At 67.3% G+C, this 23606-nt stretch carries 19 protein-coding genes and 1 pseudogene; 9 read left to right on the plus strand and 11 right to left on the minus strand.

What is annotated here, in order from left to right; all coding sequences use genetic code 11:
• Nucleotides 1–30: 30 nt before the first annotated feature.
• The 3 genes from ACZ50Z_RS14345 to ychF all read right to left on the minus strand — a co-directional run bounded on the left by ACZ50Z_RS14345 (nucleotide 31) and on the right by ychF (nucleotide 2442).
• On the minus strand, nucleotides 31–459 hold the full coding sequence (locus ACZ50Z_RS14345; protein ID WP_464484151.1) for a hypothetical protein: 429 nt from the start codon (nucleotides 457–459) through the stop codon (nucleotides 31–33).
• A gap of 152 nt (nucleotides 460–611) precedes the next feature.
• Nucleotides 612–1169 (minus strand): phosphotransferase, encoded by a 558-nt coding sequence (locus ACZ50Z_RS14350; protein WP_464484152.1) that lies wholly within the window; start codon nucleotides 1167–1169, stop codon nucleotides 612–614.
• A gap of 199 nt (nucleotides 1170–1368) precedes the next feature.
• Complete coding sequence (ychF, locus tag ACZ50Z_RS14355) at nucleotides 1369–2442, minus strand: redox-regulated ATPase YchF (protein ID WP_464484153.1); 1074 nt, start codon at nucleotides 2440–2442, stop codon at nucleotides 1369–1371.
• 140 nt (nucleotides 2443–2582) lie between these two features.
• Here ychF and ACZ50Z_RS14360 point away from each other — a divergent pair, with 140 nt between their 5' ends.
• Nucleotides 2583–3707 carry a DUF6542 domain-containing protein gene (locus ACZ50Z_RS14360; protein WP_464484154.1) on the plus strand — a complete coding sequence of 375 codons (1125 nt, stop codon included), beginning with the start codon at nucleotides 2583–2585 and terminating at the stop codon, nucleotides 3705–3707.
• Between the two features lie 5 nt (nucleotides 3708–3712).
• Here ACZ50Z_RS14360 and ACZ50Z_RS14365 read toward each other — a convergent pair whose 3' ends face one another.
• On the minus strand, nucleotides 3713–4711 hold the full coding sequence (locus ACZ50Z_RS14365; protein WP_464484155.1) for a 4-hydroxy-3-methylbut-2-enyl diphosphate reductase: 999 nt from the start codon (nucleotides 4709–4711) through the stop codon (nucleotides 3713–3715).
• 89 nt (nucleotides 4712–4800) lie between these two features.
• Here ACZ50Z_RS14365 and ACZ50Z_RS14370 point away from each other — a divergent pair, with 89 nt between their 5' ends.
• The 4 genes from ACZ50Z_RS14370 (at nucleotide 4801) to ACZ50Z_RS14385 (ending at nucleotide 8057) form a co-directional block, all read left to right on the plus strand.
• Nucleotides 4801–5400: a lipid droplet-associated protein gene (locus ACZ50Z_RS14370; protein ID WP_464484156.1), complete on the plus strand. Its 600-nt coding sequence runs from the start codon at nucleotides 4801–4803 to the stop codon at nucleotides 5398–5400.
• A complete protein-coding gene (gene xseA / locus ACZ50Z_RS14375) occupies nucleotides 5397–6644 on the plus strand; it encodes an exodeoxyribonuclease VII large subunit (RefSeq protein WP_464484157.1) in 1248 nt (415 codons plus the stop codon). Before ACZ50Z_RS14370 ends, xseA begins: the two co-directional genes overlap by 4 nt.
• Nucleotides 6634–6885 (plus strand): exodeoxyribonuclease VII small subunit, encoded by a 252-nt coding sequence (locus ACZ50Z_RS14380; RefSeq protein WP_464484158.1) that lies wholly within the window; start codon nucleotides 6634–6636, stop codon nucleotides 6883–6885. The genes xseA and ACZ50Z_RS14380 overlap by 11 nt, the downstream gene beginning before the upstream one ends.
• Nucleotides 6886–6968: 83 nt before the next feature.
• Nucleotides 6969–8057 carry a 3-beta-hydroxysteroid dehydrogenase gene (locus ACZ50Z_RS14385; protein ID WP_464484159.1) on the plus strand — a complete coding sequence of 363 codons (1089 nt, stop codon included), beginning with the start codon at nucleotides 6969–6971 and terminating at the stop codon, nucleotides 8055–8057.
• Here ACZ50Z_RS14385 and ACZ50Z_RS14390 read toward each other — a convergent pair.
• Nucleotides 8054–9598, minus strand: coding sequence for a carboxylesterase/lipase family protein (locus tag ACZ50Z_RS14390; protein WP_464484160.1), 1545 nt, complete (start codon nucleotides 9596–9598; stop codon nucleotides 8054–8056). The two genes, ACZ50Z_RS14385 and ACZ50Z_RS14390, sit on opposite strands and share 4 nt — an antisense overlap.
• 82 nt (nucleotides 9599–9680) lie before the next feature.
• Nucleotides 9681–12884, minus strand: a pseudogene (locus ACZ50Z_RS14395) (amino acid adenylation domain-containing protein); the annotation flags it as partial.
• Between the two features lie 322 nt (nucleotides 12885–13206).
• Between ACZ50Z_RS14395 and ACZ50Z_RS14400 the strand changes: the two are divergent.
• Nucleotides 13207–14478 (plus strand): glycosyltransferase, encoded by a 1272-nt coding sequence (locus ACZ50Z_RS14400; RefSeq protein ID WP_464484161.1) that lies wholly within the window; start codon nucleotides 13207–13209, stop codon nucleotides 14476–14478.
• A gap of 7 nt (nucleotides 14479–14485) precedes the next feature.
• Here the strand turns inward: ACZ50Z_RS14400 and ACZ50Z_RS14405 are convergent, their stop codons facing one another.
• Both ACZ50Z_RS14405 and ACZ50Z_RS14410 read right to left on the minus strand, forming a co-directional pair.
• Complete coding sequence (locus ACZ50Z_RS14405) at nucleotides 14486–15283, minus strand: dienelactone hydrolase family protein (RefSeq protein ID WP_464484162.1); 798 nt, start codon at nucleotides 15281–15283, stop codon at nucleotides 14486–14488.
• A 12-nt stretch (nucleotides 15284–15295) separates the two neighbouring features.
• Entirely contained in the window at nucleotides 15296–15997 is a 702-nt protein-coding gene (locus tag ACZ50Z_RS14410) for a DUF4245 domain-containing protein (RefSeq protein WP_464484163.1), read from the minus strand.
• A 55-nt stretch (nucleotides 15998–16052) separates the two neighbouring features.
• Here ACZ50Z_RS14410 and glpX point away from each other — a divergent pair, with 55 nt between their 5' ends.
• The 3 genes from glpX to ACZ50Z_RS14425 are packed head-to-tail and all read left to right on the plus strand — an operon-like array spanning nucleotide 16053 to nucleotide 19624.
• Nucleotides 16053–17132 (plus strand): class II fructose-bisphosphatase, encoded by a 1080-nt coding sequence (gene glpX, locus ACZ50Z_RS14415; RefSeq protein WP_464484164.1) that lies wholly within the window; start codon nucleotides 16053–16055, stop codon nucleotides 17130–17132.
• Between the two features lie 34 nt (nucleotides 17133–17166).
• A complete protein-coding gene (locus ACZ50Z_RS14420; protein WP_464484165.1) occupies nucleotides 17167–18582 on the plus strand; it encodes a class II fumarate hydratase in 1416 nt (471 codons plus the stop codon).
• 52 nt (nucleotides 18583–18634) lie between these two features.
• Nucleotides 18635–19624 carry a hypothetical protein gene (locus ACZ50Z_RS14425; RefSeq protein ID WP_464484166.1) on the plus strand — a complete coding sequence of 330 codons (990 nt, stop codon included), beginning with the start codon at nucleotides 18635–18637 and terminating at the stop codon, nucleotides 19622–19624.
• Between the two features lie 13 nt (nucleotides 19625–19637).
• Here the strand turns inward: ACZ50Z_RS14425 and ACZ50Z_RS14430 are convergent, their stop codons facing one another.
• The 3 genes from ACZ50Z_RS14430 to ACZ50Z_RS14440 form a co-directional block, all read right to left on the minus strand.
• Nucleotides 19638–21101, minus strand: coding sequence for an adenylate/guanylate cyclase domain-containing protein (locus tag ACZ50Z_RS14430; protein WP_464484167.1), 1464 nt, complete (start codon nucleotides 21099–21101; stop codon nucleotides 19638–19640).
• A gap of 49 nt (nucleotides 21102–21150) precedes the next feature.
• Nucleotides 21151–22026 carry a polysaccharide deacetylase family protein gene (locus ACZ50Z_RS14435; RefSeq protein WP_464484168.1) on the minus strand — a complete coding sequence of 292 codons (876 nt, stop codon included), beginning with the start codon at nucleotides 22024–22026 and terminating at the stop codon, nucleotides 21151–21153.
• A gap of 88 nt (nucleotides 22027–22114) precedes the next feature.
• Entirely contained in the window at nucleotides 22115–23416 is a 1302-nt protein-coding gene (locus tag ACZ50Z_RS14440; RefSeq protein WP_464484169.1) for a PhoH family protein, read from the minus strand.
• Nucleotides 23417–23606: the final 190 nt, after the last annotated feature.

Here is a 23606-nt window from a genome sequence, read left to right on the forward strand (position 1 = left end):
GGAATTCCACCACGCCATGGTCTGCCTGGGTTACTGCTGTCCTTCCAGCAGATGGGCGTACGGATCGGCCTCGGCGCCCACGGATGCCGGCATCGGATAGTAGGTCTTGATAAGCAGGTTTCCGTCATCGTCCCATGCGAAAGTCTCTATGCTGTAAGCACTTTGAACGTTCGGCTCCGTGCCGAAGTGGTTCTCACATACCCAAGCCATCTCGTTTCCGTTGACCTGAACCGTGATCATGTTGATCTTGAGGATCGACTGGAACATGTCGAACGCATCAGACGTCGCGGCGGCGAAGCCGTGCTTCTCTTCGGTGCCGACAGGATCAAACATACGGACCTCACCCGGACAGATCGTGCGCCACGACGCCACCCACTCGTCCTTACGTCCGGCATTCCACAAGTCCGCGTGCTTGGCCGCGTGTGCCAATCGGGCCTGGCGGCTTGGAACCTTGCTCATGTCAGCCCTTCTCCACTCGACTCGCCTAACTTCCGCGGTCACCATAGCTGGACACCTGTCCAGCCGGAAGGGCCCTCACGAGGCGCCCCGTTGAGGCCTACTTCTTGGGTTGCCGACCAGACGTTGAACCACCACGTCGCGGTCGAGCAAGATCAGCCCTCGTCCCAGAGCTCCCGGTAGAACCGGATCCGCGCGAGGTCCGGGTCGATTCCGTAGACCTCGAAAAACAGGTCGTCGTAGCTCTTCCCGAAGTTCGCATCCCAACTGATGCTGTAGGTCGCGATGGCCAGATCGGCCCATCGGTCCGCAACACCAAGCCGGCTGAGATCGACATGCCCGGCGAACTCCCCCGCACTGTTCAGCAGGGTGTTCGGCACGCACGGGTCGCCGTGACAGACCACCAGACTCGCCGCCGCTGACGCCGACGGCTCGCGTGGCGACCAGCTGCCATGGTAGGGACAGCCGTCTACCGGCAACGTGTCGTGGAGCCGGCGTAACCCCATGGCGATGGCCTGCACGGCAACCTCAGGATCGCCGCGCCATCGGGCATCGCACGCCGGTGTCGCGTCAATCGCCTCGGTTACCAGCCAGGCAGCGTCGCCGTCCTCACCGAAATCAAGGACACCGGGAACTGAGACGAACTGACCCGCCCACCCCAGCTTCTCGGACTCCACGGCCAGGTCCACGTCGCCGCGTTCCGCGGGGCACACGCCAGCATAGGACTGCCACTTGATGTAACGGGTCCCTCGCTGGCCACGAGACCGAAACGTCAACCCGCCCAACTCATTACGCCAAACGACCTCAACCCTGTCCGACCCGGCAAGCTCCAAAACCCTGCCCGGGACATCGACGGCGGCGTCAGGGACACCCGCTGTCACCCGTCCGTCACTCACCCTTGACCGCAGCCGGTCACACGTTGAAGCGGAACTCGACCACGTCACCGTCGGCCATGACGTAGTCCTTGCCCTCCATGCGAACCTTGCCGGCCGCTTTTGCGGCCGCCATCGAACCCGCGGCGATCAGATCGTCGTAGGAGACGATCTCGGCCTTGATGAAACCCTTCTCGAAGTCGGTGTGGATCACCCCGGCGGCCTTGGGCGCCGTATCGCCCTGATGAATCACCCAGGCGCGCGCCTCTTTTGGACCCGCCGTCAGGTAGGTCTGCAGCTTGAGGGTGTGAAAACCGGCCCGCGCCAACGCATCCAGCCCACGCTCGGTTTGCCCGATGGACTCCAACAGCTCGGCGGCCGACTCGTCGTCCAGCTCCTGCAGCTCGGCCTCGATCTTCGCGTCCAGGAACACCGCGTCGGCGGGGGCGACCATCGCGGACAGCTCCGCCTTGCGCGCGTCGTCGGTCAGCACCGACTCGTCGGAGTTGAACACGTACAGAAACGGCTTCGTGGTCATCAGGTTCAGCTCGCGCAGCAGTGAGGTGTCGACACTGGCGGCGAAGAGCGTTTGGCCCGCGTTCAGCACCGCCTCGGCGGCCACGGCCGCCTCGTGCACGGGTTTGCGCTCCTTGTTGTTGCGGGCTTCCTTCTCCAGGCGCGGGACGGCCTTCTCCAGGGTCTGCAGGTCGGCGAGGATCAGCTCGGTCTCGATCACCTCGATGTCGGAGCCCGGATCGACCTTGCCGTCGACGTGCACGACGTCGTCGTCGGCGAACACCCGCACCACCTGACAGATCGCGTCGCACTCGCGGATGTTGGCCAGGAACTTGTTGCCCAGTCCGGCGCCCTCCGACGCGCCCTTCACGATTCCGGCGATGTCGACGAACGTGACCGGCGCCGGCACGATCTTTTCGGAATCGAACATCTCCGCAAGCTTGTTCAGCCGCGGATCGGGCAGCGGAACGACGCCCTCGTTGGGTTCGATCGTCGCGAACGGATAGTTGGCCGCCACCACGTTGTTCCGGGTCAGGGCGTTGAACAAAGTCGACTTGCCGACATTCGGCAGGCCGACGATTCCCAGGCTCAGGCTCACAGGAAGCCAAGTCTAGGGCCATGGCGGCGCCGGGCGATCGGGACCGTCACGCCGCCGACCACGCGCGAGAGCGGGGCACGCCACAGGATCCCTACGAGGTATTTACGGGCCTTTCGGTCCATTCCCGGTACGGTCTACATGTGTCAGCACAGCGGGCTAGTGCGACGGTGGACAGTGCTCACCGTTCGGTTCACCCAAACATCCCAGGCGCCCCCTGGTACGCAGCCCTGCTTATCGCCGTCACCGCGACGGCCATCGGCTACGGAATCGACGCCGGACACAAGGAACTGACCCACGTCTTCGCGGGCTTCTATATAGCGGGATGTGTGGCGGCGGTGCTCGCGGTGCGCCAGGACGGCATCTTCACCACGATCATCCAGCCCCCCCTGATTCTGTTCTGCGCGGTGCCGGGCGCGTATTGGTTGTTCCACGACGCCAAAATCGGGCGCCTCAAAGACCTGCTGATCAACTGCGGTTATCCGCTGATCGAGCGCTTCCCGCTGATGCTGTTCACCGCCGGCGCCGTCCTGGCGATCGGGCTGGCCCGCTGGTATTTCGGGAACGCCCAGAGCACCAACGCGGCGAGCACGTCCGCCGATTCCGCCGGCGCCACCAGCGTCGACGTCAAATCCTTCTTCAGCAACATCGGCGCCAAACTGCAGTCGGCGCTGCAGCCCGATGCCGAGGACACCGACGACGCCACCGAGGCGCGCCGACCTCGCACGTCGGGCTCGTCGGCCAGAACCCGCCGCACGGCGCGTGACGGTCGCTCGTCCACGCGCTCCGCACGGGCCCGCTCCCGGCATGCGCGACCATCCCTCGACGACGAATCGGTCGAGCGGCCACGTCGTAGCACCCGCCGGTCGGCCCGCGATTACGACGCCGAACCGCCCCGTCGGACACGGCGTCGACCCAGGCCGGAGGGCGATGCGGAGCCGCGCGGCCAAACGCCCCGCGAGCCGCGCACCCGCCGCAATCCCTACGAGCGCCCGTACGATCGGCCCGCGCCGCGCAGCAGCCGTTTCGACGGCTTCGAGTCCTACGGCGACAGGTACGACGACAGCCGCGAGCCCTACGAGCCGCGGCGCCGGCGACCCCCATCGACGGGGAGTAACGGGACGCATCACCCCATCTCGCAGGTCCGCTACCGCGGCGGTACCCAGGACCAGCCGCGGGAGCCGCACACCGAGCGCCGGAGCCGCTCACGGACGCCGGGCCGCGCGCACGGGCGGCCACCGGCGGAATCCTGGGAGTACGACGTCTGAGGCCCTCAGCGGGCTGAGCGGATCTCGCGCGGCAGCGCGAACACGAGGGTCTCCTGCGCCGTGGTGACCGGCTGCACCAGGTCGAAACCGCACTCGGCGAGCCGCTCGAGCACGCCTTGCACCAAGACCTCGGGAACCGACGCCCCGGACGTGACGCCGACCGTGGTGACACCCTCGAGCCATGCCGGGTCGATGTCGTCGGCCCAGTCGACCAGGTGCGCGGCGGCGGCCCCGCCGCCCAACGCCACTTCCACCAGCCGCACCGAGTTCGACGAATTGCGCGACCCGACGACGATCACCAGCTCGCACTCCGGCGCCATCGCCTTGACCGCAACCTGCCGATTCTGGGTCGCATAGCAAATGTCGTCGCTGGGCGGATCCTGCAGCTTCGGGAAGCGTTGCCGCAGCCGCTCGACGATCTCCATGGTCTCGTCGACCGACAGCGTGGTCTGCGAGAGCCACACCACCTTGTCCTCGTCGCGCACCGTCACGTTGTCCACCGCGGCGACCCCGTCGACCAGCTGCACATGGTCGGGCGCTTCCCCGGCCGTGCCGACGACCTCCTCGTGGCCCTCGTGGCCGATGAGCAGGATGTCGTAGTCGTTGCGGGCGAATCGCCGGGCCTCGTTGTGCACCTTGGTGACCAGGGGGCAGGTGGCGTCGATGGTGTGCAGGTTGCGTTCAGCGGCCGCCGAGTGCACCGAGGGCGCGACGCCGTGGGCGGAGAACACCACGATGGCGCCTTCGGGCACCTCGTCGGTCTCCTCGACGAACACCGCACCGGCCTTTTCCAGCGTGCTGACCACGTGCCGGTTGTGCACGATCTCGTGTCGCACATAGACCGGCGGGCCGTGCTTTTCCAGCGCGCGCTCCACGGTCTCGACGGCCCTGTCCACGCCCGCGCAGTAACCGCGCGGCTCGGCCAGGAGCACGCGCTTGCGGGTCGGGGGGACGGCTACCGAGCTGGATGCGCCGGGAATCCCCATGTCGACGGTCGAGGGCATGTCCCCCAGGGTACTTACTGCCGACACGGGGCTGCCAGCTCGCGGCGGCGGGCTTGGAGTTAGCCGCCGCTTAAGGCAATCTTGGACCCATGGCTACTGCACCGTATGGGGTTCGGCTGCTGGTCGGCGCGGCGACGGTCGCCGTTGAGGAGACCATCAGGCTGCCGAAAACCATCCTGATGTACCCGATGACACTGGCCAGTCAGGCGGCGCACATGGTGATGCGCTTCCAGCAAAACCTCGCCGAGCTGGTGATCAAAGGGGACAGCACCCTCGAGTCGATTTTCCCGCCCAAGGACGAGAAGCCGGAATGGGCGACGTTCGACGAGGACGTGGACGACGCCATCGACGGGGCGTACGCCGCGGCGACCGACGGCGGCGAGGCCGAGCGCCGGGCCGAAGGACGATTCGCGCTGTATTCGGTGGCCGACGCGCACGAAGACGCCAGCGCACTGACCAAGCCCACCCGCCCCGCGAAGAAGCCGGCGGCCAACGCGTCCGTTTCGCAACCGGCGGTGGCCACCGAACTGGACTACTCCGCCCTGACGCTGGCCCAGCTGCGGGCCCGTCTGCAATCGCTGAGCGTGGATGAACTCGAAGCCCTGCTGGCCTACGAGCAGGCGACCAAGGGCCGCGCACCGTTCCAGACGCTACTCGCCAACAGGATCACCCGCGCGAACGCGAAGTGACCCCAGCCGCGACGTCCGAACCCAATTCCGCCGAGAACCCTTTTCCGGTGCGCGCGGTGGCAATCCGGGTCGCGGGCTGGATCGACAAGCTGGGCACCGTCTGGGTGGAGGGCCAACTCGCCCAGGTCTCGATGCGGGCCGATTCCAAGACCGTGTTCATGGTCCTGCGTGACCCCGCCGCGGACATGTCGCTAACCGTGACGTGCCCGCGCGATCTGGTGCTGAATGCCCCGGTGAAGCTGACCGAGGGCACCCAGGTGGTGGTGTGCGGCAAACCGTCGTTCTATACCGGCCGCGGCACATTTTCGTTGCGGCTCAGCGAAATTCGCGCGGTGGGCGTCGGCGAACTACTGGCACGCATCGACCGGCTGCGCAGGCTGTTGGACGCCGAAGGGCTTTTCGATCCCCGGCTCAAGCGGCCAATCCCCTTCCTGCCCAACATGATCGGCCTAATCACCGGCCGAGCCAGCGCGGCCGAACGCGACGTGAGAACGGTGGCGGCGGGACGGTGGCCGGCGGTGCGTTTCGCGGTGCGCAACACCGCGGTCCAGGGACCCAACGCGGTTGCGCAGATCGTCGACGCCCTACGTGAGCTCGATCGCGACGACGACGTCGACGTCATCGTCCTCGCCCGCGGCGGCGGCAGTGTCGAGGACCTGTTGCCGTTCTCCGACGAGACGCTGTGCCGCGCGATCGCGGCGTGCCACACCCCGGTGATCAGCGCGGTCGGCCATGAACCCGACAATCCGCTGTGCGATCTGGTCGCCGATCTGCGCGCGGCCACCCCCACCGACGCGGCCAAGAAGGTGGTCCCCGACACCGCGGGCGAACAGCGGCTGATCGACGACCTGCGCCGGCGCAGCGCGCAGGCGCTGCGCAACTGGGTGTCTCGCGAGCAACGGGCCCTGGCCCAGATCCGCAGCCGCCCGGTGCTGGCCGAGCCGCTGAGGGCGCTGACGGCGCGCGCCGAGGAGGTTCACCGCGCGCGCTCGGCGATCCGCCGCGACATCACCCGCCTGGCCGCCACCGAAACCGAACGAGTCGGCCACCTGAGCGCGCGGCTGGCGACGCTGGGGCCGGCGGCCACCTTGGCGCGCGGCTATGCGGTCGTGCAAACGGTCGGACCCGCCGAGAGCCCGGTGCTGCGTTCGGTCGACGACGCGCCGGCGGGGACCCGGTTGCGCGTGCGGGTGGCCGACGGCGCCGTGGCCGCGGTCAGCGAAGGACCGGCCGATGGCGCGTAAAACCGACGGCGGCGACGGCCCGGAGGAGACGGAATCCATTACACCTATTAGTAACCTGGGCTATGAAGCGTGCCGGGACGAACTGATCGAGGTCGTGCGCCAGCTGGAGCAGGGCGGCCTGGACCTCGATGCGTCGCTGCAGCTCTGGGAAAGGGGCGAACAACTGGCCAAACGGTGTGAAGAGCATTTAGCTGGCGCCCGCAAACGGATCGAGGACGCACTCGCCGCGGAGGACGATTGAATCCCGCGGCACGGGCGGGCTGAGTTGAAAGATTTATTCCGAACTGGAACACGTTACATTTCCTCCGCTATGCTGGCCACACTATGGGTGATGCATCGCTGACGGCCGAACTCGGCCGTGTCCTGGTCACCGGGGGGTCCGGATTCGTCGGCGCCAACCTGGTCACCACGCTGCTCGACCGCGGCTATCAGGTCCGCTCGTTTGACCGCGCCCCCTCGCCGCTGCCGGAGCATCCCCAGTTGGAGGTGCTGCAGGGAGACATCACCGACACGGCCGTGTGCGCCCAAGCGGTCGACGGCATCGGAACGGTGTTTCACACCGCGGCGATCATCGACCTGATGGGTGGCGCGTCGGTGACCGAGGAGTACCGGCAGCGCAGCTTCGGGGTCAACGTCGGGGGCACCGAGAACCTGATCCGCGCCGGGCAGGCGGCCGGGGTGCAGCGCTTCGTCTACACCTCGTCGAACAGCGTCGTGATGGGCGGTCAAAACATCGTCAACGGCGACGAGACCTTGCCCTACACCAATCGGTTCAACGATCTGTACACCGAGACCAAAGTGATCGCGGAGCGATTTGTCCTGGGCCAGAACAACGTTGGCGGCCTGCTGACGTGTGCGATTCGGCCCAGCGGCATCTGGGGCCGCGGCGACCAGACGATGTTCCGCAAGCTCTTCGAAAGCGTCATCGCCGGTCACGTCAAGGTGCTGATCGGCCGCAAATCGGCCCGGCTGGACAACTCCTACGTGCACAACCTGATTCACGGTTTCATCCTGGCCGCGCAGCATCTGGTTCCCGGCGGCACCGCACCCGGTCAGGCGTACTTCATCAACGACGCCGAGCCGATCAACATGTTCGAGTTCGCCCGGCCGGTGATCGAGGCCTGCGGCGAGAATTGGCCGCGGGTCCGGGTGAACGGCCCCGTGGTGCGAGCGGCGATGACGGGTTGGCAGCGGCTGCATTTTCGGTTCGGGATTCCGGCGCCGCTGCTCGAGCCGCTCGCCGTCGAGCGGCTGTACCTGGACAATTTCTTCTCGATTGCCAAGGCGTCTCGTGACCTTGGCTATCAGCCCCTGTTCACCACCGAGCGGGCGCTGTCGGAGTGTCTGCCGTACTACGTGGGCATGTTCGACCAAATGAAGCGAGAAGCGTTGGCCGCCAAGGCATCCGTTTAGCGAAAACTCACCATCTCGCTGCCCCACGCGGCGCGGATGTTCGCGTCGACGTCCTGCGCGAGGAAATCCTTCTTACCGATGAGCAGGCAGGCGCGATCGGTCGCTCGGTACGGCGGCCATTGCGGCTCGCCTGCCGGGCCCGCGGGCTTGCCGTGCGCAGCGAAATTGATCCATCGGGTACGCACCCTTTTGGAGACCGCCTTGGCGGTTCGGGTGCCACCGAGCTTGAGCGTGGGATCCTTGGGCGCACCGAGAGTCCCCCAGACGTAAGGCAATTCGGTGGCGTGCGCGGCCCTTACCGTCAGCAGCTTCAACAACGGGGTGGCGTAATCGAACCGGTACAGATAGACCGGCGCCACGTGCGCGTGCCCCTCGGCCAGCCACACCGAGGGCATCCGGAAGCCGACGTCGGTCGCGATGCTCAAACTCCTTGCCTTGCGCCGCAATCGCGAATACGCCGAGCCGATCTCCTGCTCGGTGGGCAGCTGCAAGTCGGGTTGTTCGGCGGCGATTTGGTTGAACATCGAGGTGATCGCGCTCGGGGTGATCGGCATCAGCGGCGAGCGCATCAGCCGGAAGAGCGCCGCCTCGTGTTTGTTGGTGCCGATGATCAGCGGGACCGGATGGGTGCGACCCTCTTGCGCCAGCTTGACCGGGTAGTCGCCCAGCACGTCGCCGTCGACGATCGGCACGAACGCCAGCGTTCCCGGGTTGCGCACCGGCACTTCGTCGAACACCTCTTGCGACGCGGCCAGGATCGCCGCCATCGGGATGTCGACGAGCCGGTGCGACTCGGACGGGGCGATTCCGAGTTTGCCGAGGAAGGCTTGGGTGACGCGCTGCGCACGGTCGCGATCGTAGACCGAGGTGGCCGGTGAACTCTGTGCGATCGCACCGGCGAACAGGCCGGCAGCCGCCGGGCTGGCCAGCAGGGTCGTGACGATCCCCGCTCCGGCGGATTCACCGAACAGCGTGACCCGGTGCGGGTCGCCGCCGAAGGCAGCGACGTTGTCGCGCACCCACTTCAACGCCGCGAGCGCGTCGCGCAGCCCTACGTTCGAGTCGAACCGTTGCCCCGCAGCGTCCAACGACGACAGGTCGAGAAAGCCGAGCACCCCGAGCCGGTAGTTGACCGTGACCACGACGACGTCGCCGTGGCTGACCAACCTGCTGCCGTCGTAGAGCGTCTGGCTGCTAGACCCCAGGACGTAGGCGCCGCCGTGCAGCCACACCAGCACCGGTTTGGCGTCGCCGGGCCGGGTGTCAGAGGATGCCCACACGTTGAGCCGCAGGCAGTCTTCGCCCTGCGGCGCGCCCAGATCCAGCGGCATGTTGGGAAAGATCGGTTGTGGGCAGGCCGGCCCGAACACGGTGGCGTCGGCGATCTCGGTCCAGGGCTCGGGCGGTTGCGGCGCCCGAAAACGCAAGTCGCCCACCGGCGCCGCCGCGTAGCGAATGCCTTTCCACGCCTTGACGCGGCCCTCGACGACGCCGCGGACCGGGCCGTAGCCGGTCTCCACCACCAAGTCGTCGATCGCCATGCGCGTGCACAATCTCCCGAGTGAGCTTAAAAAGGGGTTCAGCGACATTATCGCCGATGATCGGGGCCGACGATGTCGGCTAGCCGCCGCCGCCTTGCCGCACGTGCGCGCAGATGCCGGTCAGTGCCTCGAACAGCAGCCGGTTCAGCCGCTGGATCTGTCCCTCGTTGAGCGCCGACGGCGCCCATGTCCATGTCGCGTGCAGGTGCTGGCCGGTGCCGGTATCCAAAAGGGCGGCATTGAACTCCACGGTATGGCCGAGCGGTGTGGGTATCGCCGACGCCGCGGGGATGGCCGCCATGGCGTCCTCATCGACCCGCCACAGATCTTCGGCGAGGCCGGCCGTATCGGCGTCAAATCGCCCGAGGTAGTTGAATTCGATGGGTGGCTCCGAACCATCCAGGGCCACTTCGGGATTAAGGTAGCGCAGCAGACCGTAGGTGAGACCGTCAGGCGCGGCGCGAAGCCGCTCCAAGCCGGCCGTGATCAACGGCCCCAGCGCGCCGCCACCGGCAGCTACGTGCGCCCACGGCAGTTCGCCCACCGTCAGCGCCACCGGGTACTTACTGGTGAACCACCCCACCGTGCGCGACAGATCAACGTCACGCCGCAGCTCCTCGGCACGTCCGTGACCTTTAACGTTGACACCGACCGGGGCGCCACCCGCGCCGAGGAACTCATTCCAGGCCAAGCCGAACGCGATCAACAGAATGTCTTGCACCGCAGCCTGAAACGCGGTAGATACCTCGCCGAGTAACTCGCGAGTGATGTCGGCGTCCAGGACCGCCAACAGGTGGCCCGCGCTGGCGTAGGTGTCGAGCGCCGGCTGCACCGCGGGCAACGCGGCGGGGGTTGCCAGCACTTGCCGCCACGCGTCGGCCAGCTCCACCACCGCCGCGCTGCGCGCGTGCTCACTCAGTACAGCCCCCCACCGGGCAAACGAAGTTCCACCAATGGGCAATTCCACCGGCTGCCCGCCGTGCAGTTGCGCCCACGCAATGTTCAAGTCTTCGAACAGGATTCGCCACGACGGAACATCGACGGAAAGATGGTGAATCATCAAGGCCAACTGCCCGGTGTCCGGCACCCACAACGCGGTGAACATCGCCCCCGCCCCCGGATTCAACCGTGACCGCGCGGCGACCAGCGCCTCGTCGGACAACGCATCCACCGAGCGCAGGCAGGCGCGGGCGTCCACCGCCCCCACCTCGGGCACCCACAGCGACCAGTCGCCGTCCCCGGTGTCCTCTGCGCGCAGCCGCAACATGGCGTGCCGGTCCAGCAGAGCTTGCAACACGGCCACGACGTCCGTTTCGGTCACTCCGGCGGGTGCGTGCACCACCACCGTCTGGTTGTACTCGTCAATTGGACCGTCAAAAGCGTGTAGCCAGCGCATGATCGGGGTGGCCACGACAGCCCCGACGCCCTCATCGACCACTGCTGCCTCGCCATCGAGCAAAGTAGCCACCTGGGCAAGCCGGGCCACCGTCTGCTCGACGAAGACATCGCGCTGCCGACACGCCACACCGGCCGCCCGCGCCCGGGCCACCACTTGCATCGACAAGACGCTGTCCCCGCCCAGGTCGAAGAACGAATCGTCCACGCCGACACGCTCGACACCGAGCACCTGGGCGTAGATATCGGCCAGGACCTGCTCGACCGCGTCTCCTGGCGCGCGGTAACGATCGGCGTCCTGGTACTCCGGGGTCGGCAAGGCGCGCGGGTCGAGTTTGCCGTTTACCGTGAGCGGCAACGCCTGCAGCCCCACGATCGCGGCCGGAACCATATATTCCGGCAGTCGATCCGCCAGTTGTGTGCGCACCTTGACCGGATCGGCAGTTCCGGTGACGTAGCCGACCAGGCGCTTGTCGCCGGGGCGGTCCTCACGGGCGATCACCGCCGCCTGATCCACGCCATCCAGCTCACCGAGTGCTGCCTTTATCTCTCCCAACTCGATGCGATAGCCGCGGATTTTGACCTGCTCGTCGGCGCGGCCCACATACTGCAGCTGACCGTCGGCACCCCAGCGCACCAGATCACCGGTGCGGTACATACGTTGCCCAGACGCTGTCGCACCGCCGAACGGGCACGCCACGAACCGCGACGCAGTCAACCCGGACCGGCCCCAATATCCGGAAGTCACGCCCGCACCGGCCACATACAGCTCGCCGATGGCGCCCGACGACACCCGACGCAAGAATTTATCCAGCACGAAGAAGGCCAGATGCTCTAGCGGCACTCCGATCGGGCTGACGCCGTTGTCGACGTCCCCGAGACCGATCTGCCGGAACGAGGCATGCACCGTTGTCTCGGTGATGCCGTACATGTTGATCATCCGCGGCTGCTCAGGATGACTACGGAACCACGGCGCAAGGCGTTGCGGTTCAAGCGCTTCGCCACCGAAGATCACCGTCTGCAGGTTCAGCTGTCCCATCTCGGAGTGCAGCGTGTCAGCGGTTTGCAGCGCATGGAACGCCGACGGGGTCTGGCTCAGAACGCTGACTTGTTCGCGCACAAGCAGGGCATGAAAATCTTCCGACGAACGAACGACGGCATCCGGCACAACCAGCAGCCGCCCTCCGGACAGCAGCGGACCCCAGATTTCCCAGACGGAGTAATCGAAGGCCAGGGAATGGCAGTGCGCCCACACCTGCCCCCGCGCCAGTTCGGCGTCGAGCGACTGGAATAGCCCGGTCACGTTGCGGTGCGTGACGGCCACACCCTTGGGCACGCCGGTGGTGCCCGAGGTGTAGATGATGTAGGCGACGTTGTCCGCGGCGGGGACCGGCAACGCGCCGCCGGACTGGGCTTCGACGGCGGAGTCGCTGATGTCGATGACCGGCACGCCGGAGGCATCCACCCGCAGACGCAAATGCCCGTTCGTGATCAGGGCGATCGGTTCAGCGTCGCCGACGACCATCCCGACGCGCGCGTCGGGATGCGCTGGATCGATCGGCACGTACGCCGCTCCGGTCTTGATCACCGCCAGGACCGCCACGATCGCCTCGGCGCTGCGCGGCAGCAGCATCGCCACCCGCTCACCTGGGGCCGCCCCCCGGTCAACGAGCAGGTGCGCCAATCGATTAGATGCCGTGTCCAGCTCGCCGTAGGTCATCGAGCGATCCCCGCACGTGATCGCTACCGCGTTCGCGTCGCGGGCCACCTGCACCGCGAACGACTCCGGAATCGATACCGGTGCGTTGGCCGGCCGTTCCAGCGCCGCCCGGTTGCCCCATTCGTCCAGCTCGCCGTGTTCATCGGCATCGACCAGGTCGATGGACAACAATCGCTTGGCGGGCTCGGCGGCGCTCGCCGGTAACGCGCACTCAGATTCCATCGTCATCGTTCGCCCGCCGAAGATGCCGCCAGAGGGCGCAGCGATATCAGGCTCACCGAGTTCATCAGCCCCCCGGTCGACAGAGTGAAATGTTCCGAATAGTACTCAGAGCTAACGTGTCCCGTCCTCGTTTTCCGGCTCGCCGAAGTTCCGCACGGAAGAGTCATCGTTCATCGGGTCAAATCTCGGGCGAAGCAATAGGCTCGCCCTGGACCCACGAAACACGGATGCATCGGCGCCGGACACCACAACCGAAAGTTTGAGATCCGTAATGAGATTTGCGCTGGCGAGCTATGGAACTCGAGGCGACATCGAGCCTTCCATTGTCGTCGGCCGCGAACTGCAGCGCCGAGGGCATGACGTGTGCATCGCCGTCCCGCCCGACCTGGTCGAATTCGCCGAATCGGCGGGGCTTGCCGCCGTGCCCTACGGAGCGGAGACGCAGGCGTGGATGGATGCGTTCCACCAATTCTCTACGACCCTGTTCGGCGCGTTCTGGAGAATTCGGGACATATCGCAGGCGGGACGCGAAATCCGGGAGGTCACCGTCCAGTCCTGGGCGCACATGAACCAGACCCTGACGTCGCTGGCGGACGGGGCCGATTTGGTGCTCGCCGGGCAGACTTACCAGGAAATCGCCGCCAATGTGGCGGAGTACCACGGTCTTCCATTGGTCACGCTGCATCACGTCCCGATGCGCCCCAACGGCCGGGTGGTGGCGATTTTGCCGGCCCCGGCCTCGCGCTTCGCGGTGCGGGCTTTCGACTGGCTGACGTGGCGCCTGAGCAAGAAGGTCGAGGATGCGCAGCGCCGCGAACTCGGCCTACCAAAAGCGACATCCGCCTCACCGCGACGGATTGCCGAATGGGGGGCGCTCGAGCTTCAGGCCTACGACGAAGTTGCATTCCCGGGGTTGGCGGCCGAATGGGCGAAATGGCGGCACCAGCGGCCGTTCGTGGGCGCGCTGACGATGGAGTTGGCAACGAGCGCCGACGACGAGGCCGCGTCATGGATCGCCGCGGGAACACCGCCGATTTTCTTCGGGTTCGGCAGCATGCCGGTGAAATCTCCGGCCGACACGGTCGAGATGATCAGTGCGGCCTGCGCGCAGTTGGGTGAGCGGGCGCTGATCTGCGCGGGCTGGAACGACTTCGACGATGTCCCGCATTTCGATCACGTCAAGGTGGTCGGCGCGGTGAATTACGCGTCCATCTTTCCCACGTGTCGCGCGGCCGTGCACCATGGCGGGTCGGGCACGACGGCCGCGAGTCTGCGCGCCGGAATCCCCACGCTGATTCTCTCGGTCGACGGGAACCAGATCATCTGGGGGGCCCAGGTCAAACGCCGCCTGAAGGTGGGCACGCACCGCCGCCTCTCGGCCACCACGCGGGAATCGCTCGTGGCGGATCTGCGCCGGATCTTGGCGCCCGAGTACGCAATCCGCGCTCGTGAGCTCGCGGGCCGGATGACCAAACCCGCCGAGAGCGTCGCCAGGGCCGCAGATCTCGCCGAGAATCTCGCCAGCTCGAGGCGGGTTGCCTAGCCCGTTTCTAGGTCAGCCGCTCGGTGAGAAATTCGACGACCCGTTTGCGGGCCTCGTAGGCGGGGTGTCCGTCGATTTCGCGGACCTCATCGGTGAGCACCGAATGCGCCATCTTGCCGAAGCCGTGCTGATTGCCCGGGCCCGAATCGATGTCGATCACCTCGAAGGCGTCGCCGAGGCGCTCCTTGAGCGTCGCGAATCGTTCGCCCGGCGCCAGTTTGTCCTCGCTGAACCGCAATCCCATGGCGCACAAACCGTCGTTGGCGCAGCGGTCGGCCACGGTGGTCAGCTCGGACTCGCTCAGGCCGGGGTCACGGCGCCGAGCGGCGCCGAGCGGGAACGGCACCGACGGCTGCGACAGCACCGGCGCCAGCACGATGTCGTCGACCGCGGCCGCCAGCGCGAATCCGCCGGTGAAGCATTGACCGATCACGCCGACACCCTTACCCGGCGTCGAGGCGTTGAGGTCGCGCGCCAGCGCGCGCAGGAACACCGACACCGGCCGCTGCTTATTGGTCGCAAAAGCCGCGAATTCCCTTGCCACACAAGCTCGCGCGATGGCGCCGACCAGATAACCGGCCGTCGTGGTCCGGCCCGGTTCACCGAACAGTGACGGGATAGCCACGGTGAAACCGTTGTCCACCAGGTGATTACCCAAACCCAGCACACCGGGATGAATCCCGGGCAGCTCCGGAATCAGCACCACGCCGGGACCGGAGCCCTTGCGGTAGACGTGGTGGGTATAGCCACCGCCGCTGAACTGCGCCGCCGACCATCCGGACAGATCGGCCTCTGGTGCGCTCACGCGTGTCCCCTTCTATCGGCTGGTCGGCAGGGGCGGCTGCGACTGCGTCGCCGACGCCAGGGTACGAAACTGATCGGCGCTTCCGGCGCCGGTGATCGCGATCTGCGTCGCGCCGCCCGGACCGCTGAGCCGGGTGGTCCAGATGGCCTCGGCGTCCGCGCCGCTTTCGCCGGACCCCTGGTAGACGACCCAGTTGGTCCCGGCGACGTCGACCGCCCCGGTCGGATACGCCGCCGGATGGATCGAGTTGATCAGCTTGTCCTCGTCGGCGTTGCTCTGGGTCAGGCTCAGATACATTCCGCTCGGGCTGATGTATCCGACCACCGAGATGGGCGCGTTCAGCCGTTGACCGGTCGCGGGATCGACTCGGCCGTTGGGGACACCGCCGCGATGCCCCGAGTTGGCCTGCCAGCCGCTGGACAGCTGCGGCTGGCGGATGGGGAAGCCGAGCGTCGCCGCGTCCGCCCGCAGCGCCGCCGCGGCGTCATAGGACGGGACGGGGCCCTTGCGGTTGTCGAGCTGAAACGAACACATACCCAGCAGGCCGGCCAGCACCACGCAGCCGATGACCAGCGGAATCAGGGACCAGAACATGTCCCGGCCGTCCTGCAGCAGCCGAGGCTTCTCCGGCCGGGGCGCGGGGCCGGCGGACGGCGCGGGCTCACCGGTCACATAGCCGTCCGAGCTGGCATTCAGCGGCGGCTTCTCGGTCATCCCCCGAGTATCCCAGTTCCAGCGGACCGATCCGCTTCTGGGACAATCACCAACCATGACAGTTGAGGGCAACCGCTCGTCCACCGCCAATGGCCGAGCTCCAGCGCAGGCGCGGCCGCGCGGTGAGGCTCCAGACCGCAACCTGGCCCTGGAACTGGTCCGGGTCACCGAGGCCGGCGCCATGGCCGCCGGCCGCTGGGTGGGCCGCGGCGACAAGGAGGGCGGCGACGGGGCGGCCGTCGACGCGATGCGCGAACTCGTCAACTCGGTGTCGATGCGCGGCGTGGTCGTCATCGGCGAGGGTGAGAAGGACCACGCGCCGATGCTCTACAACGGCGAGGAGGTCGGCAACGGGGACGGCGCGGAGTGTGACTTCGCGGTCGACCCGATCGACGGCACCACGCTGATGAGCAAGGGCATGCCCAACGCCATCTCCGTGCTGGCGGTGGCCGACCGCGGCGCGATGTTCGACCCGTCGGCGGTGTTCTACATGAACAAGATCGCCGTCGGCCCCGAGGCGGCGCACGTGCTCGACATCACCGCGCCGATCGCCGAGAACATCAAGGCCGTCGCCAAGGTGAAGGCGTTGTCGGTGCGCGACATGACCGTGTGCATCCTGGACCGGCCGCGGCACGCCCAGCTGATCGAAGACGTCCGGGCCACCGGAGCCCGCATCCGGCTGATCACCGACGGCGACGTCGCCGGCGCGATCTCGGCCTGCCGGCCCCATTCGGGCACCGACATGCTGGCCGGGATCGGCGGCACCCCGGAGGGCATCATCGCCGCCGCCGCGATCCGGTGCATGGGTGGCGCCATCCAGGCGCAGTTGGCCCCCACCGACGACGACGAACGCCAGAAGGCCATCGACGCCGGCTATGACCTCGATCAGATCCTGACCACCGAGGACCTCGTGTCCGGTGAGAACGTGTTCTTCTGCGCCACCGGGGTCACCAACGGCGATTTGCTCAAGGGCGTGCAGTACTACCCCGGCGGCTGCACCACCCAGTCGATCGTCATGCGGTCGAAGTCGGGCACCGTCCGAATGATCGAGGCCTACCACCGGCTTTCGAAACTCAACGAGTACTCCGCCATCGACTTCACCGGCGACAGTTCTGCCGCCTATCCCCTGCCCTGACCACCAGATCGAAGAACGAGGAAGCCAGCACTCCATGGCCTTGAACAGCACTGAGGACGCCGAGTACCGCATCGAGCACGACACCATGGGCGAGGTCCGCGTACCCGCAAAGGCGTTGTGGCGCGCGCAAACCCAGCGTGCGGTCGAGAACTTTCCGATCTCGGGTCGGGGCCTGGAACGCACCCAGATCCGCGCCCTGGGCCTGCTGAAGGGCGCCTGCGCGCAGGTCAACAAGGATCTCGGGCTGCTGGCTCCGGAGAAGGCCGACGCGATCATCGCCGCGGCCGCCGAGATCGCCGACGGCCGGCACGACGACCAGTTTCCCATCGATGTGTTCCAGACCGGTTCGGGCACCAGCTCCAACATGAACACCAACGAGGTGATCGCGTCCATCGCGGCCAGGGGCGGTGTCACCGTGCACCCCAACGACGACGTCAACATGTCGCAGTCGTCGAATGACACCTTCCCCACCGCCACCCACATCGCGGCCACCGAAGCCGCCGTGCGCCACCTCATTCCGGCGCTCGAGGTGCTGCACGACGCGCTGGCGAGCAAGGCCCGCGAATGGCACACCGTGGTCAAGTCGGGTCGCACCCACCTCATGGACGCAGTTCCCGTGACGCTCGGCCAGGAATTCAGCGGCTACGCCCGCCAGATCGAGGCCGGCATCGAGCGGGTGCGCGCCACACTGCCCCGACTGGGCGAACTGGCGATCGGCGGGACCGCGGTGGGCACCGGCCTCAACGCCCCCGACGGCTTCGGCGCCAAGGTCGTCGAAACGTTGGTCGCCTCCACCGGCCTGAGCGAACTGCGCACGGCGGCAAATTCTTTCGAGGCCCAGGCGGCGCGCGACGGGCTGGTCGAGGCCTCCGGTGCGCTGCGCACCATCGCCGTGTCGCTGACCAAGATCGCCAACGACGTCCGCTGGATGGGCTCGGGCCCGCTGACCGGCCTGGCCGAAATTCAGCTGCCCGACCTGCAGCCGGGCAGCTCGATCATGCCGGGCAAGGTGAATCCGGTTCTGCCCGAAGCGGTTACGCAGGTCGCCGCGCAAGTGATCGGCAACGACGCCGCGGTCGCGTGGGGCGGCGGCAACGGCGCCTTCGAGCTCAACGTCTACATCCCGATGATGGCCCGCAACATCCTCGAGTCGTTCAAGTTGCTGACCAACGTGTCGAAGCTGTTCGCGGAGCGCTGCATCAGCGGGCTGGCGGCCAATGTCGAGCACCTCCGCGAGCTCGCCGAATCGTCGCCGTCCATCGTGACGCCGCTGAACTCGGCGATCGGCTACGAGGAGGCCGCCGCGGTCGCCAAGCAAGCCCTCAAGGAGCGCAAGACGATTCGCCAGACGGTGATCGACCGCGGCCTGATCGGCGACAAGCTGTCGATCGAGGAGCTCGACCGCCGGCTCGACGTGCTGGCCATGGCGAAGGTCAAGCCGGAAGACTAGGCCCGACCGTCGCGCTGCGACGGTAGTCGACGAGTGTAAGGGTGGTTTTTCCATGACGGCTCCTCCCGGCGGCCCCTACGGCCAGGGGCCTTACGGAAGCAATCCGTACGGGCAGGACCCGAATCGGGGCGCTCAGCCGCCGGCGGGCGGCCCCGACCCTTACCCGCAAGGCCCCTACCCGCAAGGCGGTCCGTACGCCTACCCCCCGGGCGGCCAGTACCCGTATCCGCCGCCGGGCGGGCCCGCCGTCAACCCGTACCAGAGCCCGCAGTATCCCCCACCGGGGCAACCATTTCCGCCCGGCGGACCCTACCCACCTGGTCCTCCCCCCGGCGGCTCCAAGCTGCCCTGGTTGATCGTCGCCGGCCTGGTCGCGCTGGCCGTGATCGCGCTGGTGGCCACCCTGGTGGTGATGAAGGGCGGCCACGGCAACAAGCGGCCGGGCGCCGCTCCGTCGTCGACGAGCACCTCGGTCTCGCAGCCCAAGAATTCGGCGCAGAACGCCACCGATTGCACGCCGAACGTGTCCGGCGGGGAGCCACCCCGGTCCGACTCGATCGCCGCCGGCAAGCTCTCGTTCCCGGCCAGCGCGGCGCCCTCCGGCTGGACCGTGTTCTCCGACGACCAGGGCCCCAACCTGATCGGCGGACTCGGCGTCGCCCAGGACGTGCCCGGCGCCAATCAGTGGATGATGACGGCCGAGGTCGGCGTCACCAATTTCGTTGCCAGCATGGACCTCACGGCGCAAGCCACCAAACTGATGCAGTGCGTAGTCAACGGGCCCGGATATGCGAACGCGACACCCACGCTGGGGCCTGTCAAGACGTCGTCGATCACCGTCGACGGGACCAAGGCGGTGCGGGCCGACGCCGACGTCACCATCGCCGACCCCACCCGCAACGTCAAAGGCGACTCGGTCAGCATCATCGCCGTCGACACCAAACCGGTCACCGTATTCATCGGCAGCACACCCATCGGTGACACCGCCTCGGCGGACCTCGTCGGCAAGATCATCGCCGCGCTGAAGGTCGCGAAATCCTGACGCTGCCCCGGCCCTAGCCGGCCGGTCCGCGCGGCGCCGAGACGTGCGTGGCCTCGGATCGTCCCCGCAACACGGTCGAATAGCATTCGGCCCAGTGCCCGCATTCGTCCTCACCGGCCGCATCGATGGCGGCCGCCGAGCACAAGATTCGCCGGTCGGACGTCTTGGCGAGGTCGGCTAGCCGCGCGGCTTCGTTGACGGCGTCGCCGATCACAGTGTATTCGTACCGGTTCTCGGCGCCGACGTTGCCGGCGAAGACCCGTCCCGCGGAGACGCCGATGCCGAAATCGACTGGCAACCGCCGCAGTTGGGTGGCCAGCGCACGCGCCGTCGCCAGGGCCGACGACGCCGGCTCATCCGTCGGCAGCGGAACCCCGAAGACGGCCAGCGCGGCGTCACCGGCGAATTTGTTGATCATCCCTTGGTGTTCGTCGACGGCGTTGACGACGATCCGGAAGAAGTCGTTGAGGACCTCGGCAACCTCTTGCGGCGGACGGCTTTCCGCGATCTGCGTGGAACCCACCAGGTCGATGAAAAGCACCGCCGCTTCGACCACGTCCCCGGACAGCGACGCCCCCTCTTCGACCGCGCGCTGCGCGACGTCGGCCCCGACATGGCGGCCGAACAGATCCCGCAGCCGGTCGCGCTCGGCGAGCCCGGCCACCATTTGGTTGAATCCCGTTTGCAGCCGCCCGATTTGGGAGCGCTCGTAGGCGCCGACGTATGTTTCCATGCGGCCGTGTTCGATCTCCGCCATGGCGTCGACGACCTCGCCGATGGGGTCCGAAATGGATCGCGAGGTCAGGATCATGGTCGGCAGTCCCAAAACCAGCGCCGCCAGCGATACCACCAGGATCGGCACGTCCAACGATGCGGACCTCTCGATCAGCCACCCGTACGAGCGCAGGACGACCAGGCTCGCGATGACCGCGATGGGAAAGGCGCTGCACAAAAACCACAGCAGGACCAGTCGCGCGTACACGCTCGGCACGGCCAGCCGTGGCTCGGCGCCCAGTGTGGCGGCACGCATGATGGGCCGCAGCGTGCGTTGCGCGAGCAGCATTCCCGTACCGGCGGCGGCCGTGCCGCCGAGCAGCACGCCGAGCATGATGGGCAGCAGGAGTCGGGGCCCGCCACCCAGATTCAGCAGGATGAAGGTTCCGCCGCTCAGCGCCCAGGCCGTCACCAGGATCGCCGACTGGCGCCCGGCCAGCTTCATCACGGTCTCGCGCTGTTCGGGTGTCGGTTGCTCGCCCGCCACAAACCAGCGCAGCGTGGGGGCCAGGCTCAAGGCGCCGGCCACCGAGACGCCGATGATGCCCAGCACGACCAGCACCGCCACCGGCGCCGTGCTGTGCCGCGCGAAGTCATCGTCGGCCCCGACGGACGTGTGGCCGCGCAAGGGGATCAGGATGGCGGCCGCCTCGACGACGGCTAGGACATACGACAGACTCAGGTCCAGCCCGTAGTGAAACATCCACCGCCGAGCGGACTTTCGTCCTTTCGTCGCGGCCCCACTACTCGCGCTAGGCACCGTTGTTCGGCCCGCCGGAGTTCTGTCCGGGAATGTCGGTGATCGGGAAGTTGGGCATCGGCTTGGGCGAGGGCGTGTTGGGCAGCGTGGGGATGTCGCCGGCGGGGACGTCGCGCAGACCGTTGACGGGCGGTCCGTTCTCCCGGCCGCCGTAACTGCTGCCGGGCGCGCGTGGTCCCAGCAGTTCGCTGACCGTCACCATCCGGTAGCCGTTGGCCTTGAGCACCGGGATGAACTGATACACCAGATCGACGGTGCTCGAGTAGGTGTCATGGAACAACACCACCGAGCCCGGCTTGGTGTAGGTCATCAGCATGGATCGCGTGGCCGCCGTGTTCGAGTCGTTGGCCCAGTCGAAAGGGATGACATCCCAGAGGATTTCGGCCAACCCGAACTGTCCGGCCGTCTGGCGCACCACCGGGTCGGACAGCCCGCCCGCGGGCCGGTACAGCGTCGGCGTGTGGCCGGTCGCGGCGGTGATCGCGTCATTCGCCTTGGCGAACTGCGCGGCGATGTCCTCCCGCGGGATGGTGGTCATGTTGGGGTGTTCCCAGGTGTGGCTGCCGATTTCCATCCCGGCGTCGGCGATGCGCTTGGCGCCCGCCGGATTGGCGGCCACCTTGTTTCCGATCAGAAAGAACGTGGCCTTCGCGTCGTTGTCCTTCAGGACCTGCAGCAGCCGCTCGTCGAAGGGGCCGGGGCCGTCGTCGAACGTCAACGCGACGCATTTGGTGACCGTGCAGGACAGGTCGTCGGCGCGTGTCACGTGACCGGTCAGACCGCCGATCACCAGCACCGCGACGGCCGCGACGACACCGACCAGCGTGCGCCCGTAGCGCCAGGCCAAAGTGTCGGGTCGTTTCGCCACGGTAAAAGCGTACTCACCGCGAGACTGCAACTAGCGACACGTATCGCGAGTGGAGCTGTCGTGGAATACAGTTTCGCGGCCAAAACCGTCAGTGCGGCCCGGCGATCTCCTCGAGCATCTCGGTGACCAGCGCGGCGATCGGCGATCGCTCGCTGCGCAACAAGGTGATGTGCGCGAACAGCGGATGACCCTTGAGCTTCTCGATCACCGCCGCGACCCCGTCGTGACGGCCGACCCGCAAGTTGTCACGCTGGGCGATGTCGTGGGTCAGGACCACCCGCGACCCGGTGCCCAGCCTGGACAGCACCGTCAGCAGCACGTTGCGTTCCAGCGACTGCGCCTCATCGACGATGACGAACGAGTCGTGCAGCGACCGGCCGCGGATGTGAGTCAGCGGCAGCACTTCGAGCATGCCGCGCGACAGCACTTCCTCGAGCACCGCCGGGCTGGCGAGACCCTCGAGGGTGTCGAAAACGGCCTGCGCCCACGGACCCATCTTTTCGCTCTCGCTGCCGGGCAGGTATCCCAACTCCTGGCCGCCGACGGCGTACAGCGGACGGAACACCACCACCTTGCGCTGGGTCCGCCGCTCCAGCACGGCCTCCAGGCCGGCACACAGCGCCAGCGCCGACTTGCCGGTGCCGGCCTTGCCGCCCAGCGACACGATGCCGACCGACTCGTCGAGCAACAGGTCCAGGGCCACCCGCTGTTCGGCGGATCGTCCGCGCAATCCGAACACTTCGCGGTCACCGCGGACCAACTGAACGCGCTTGTCCGCGTTGACCCTGCCCAGCGCGTGAGAGCTACCCCCGAGCAGTCGAATGCCGGTGTGGCAGGGCAGGTCTCGGGCCTCGGCCAGATCGATCTCGCCGTCGGTGAACAGCGCGTCGATGTCGTCGGTGGCGGTTTCGATCTCGCGCATGCCCGACCACCCGGAGGCCACGACGTCTTGCGCGTGGTACTCGTCGGCGGCCAGCCCCACCGCGGCGGCCTTGACCCGAAGCGGAATGTCCTTGCTGACCAACGTGACTCGCTTGCCCTCGGCGGCGAGGTTGGCGGCGCAACTGAGGATGCGGCAGTCGTTGTTGTCGTTGCGGAAGCCGGCGGGCAGCACCGCCGGGTCCGTGTGGTTGAGTTCGACGTGCAGCGTACCGCCTTGTGTCCCAACGGGAATGGGCTGATCGAGGCGGCCGTGCACGAGCCGAAGATCGTCGAACAGACGCAACGCCTGGCGGGCGAACCATCCCAGCTCGTGGTGGTGGCGTTTGGCCTCCAGCTCGCTGATCACCACCAACGGAACAACCACCTCGTGTTCGGCGAACCGGCTGCACGCCCAGGGGTCGGACAGCAGCACGGAAGTGTCGATCACGTAGGTCCGGATATCGGTCACGTAGCGCTCCTCGAGCGGGATGAGCCCGCGCGGACCCGCACAGGCATGTCGACGGGAACCGCAGCACCAGGACCGGGGCCGGTCCTTCCGTTGTGGTGACGGGAGGTGCCGCCCTGGCAGCAGAGCATGACGCTGGCCATCGGGAACGACGCTACTCCCGTGGTCGCGTGCCCGCTGTGCAGGCGCGCCG

Source organism: Mycobacterium sp. NTMscope_MAC_269, from assembly GCF_976985695.1.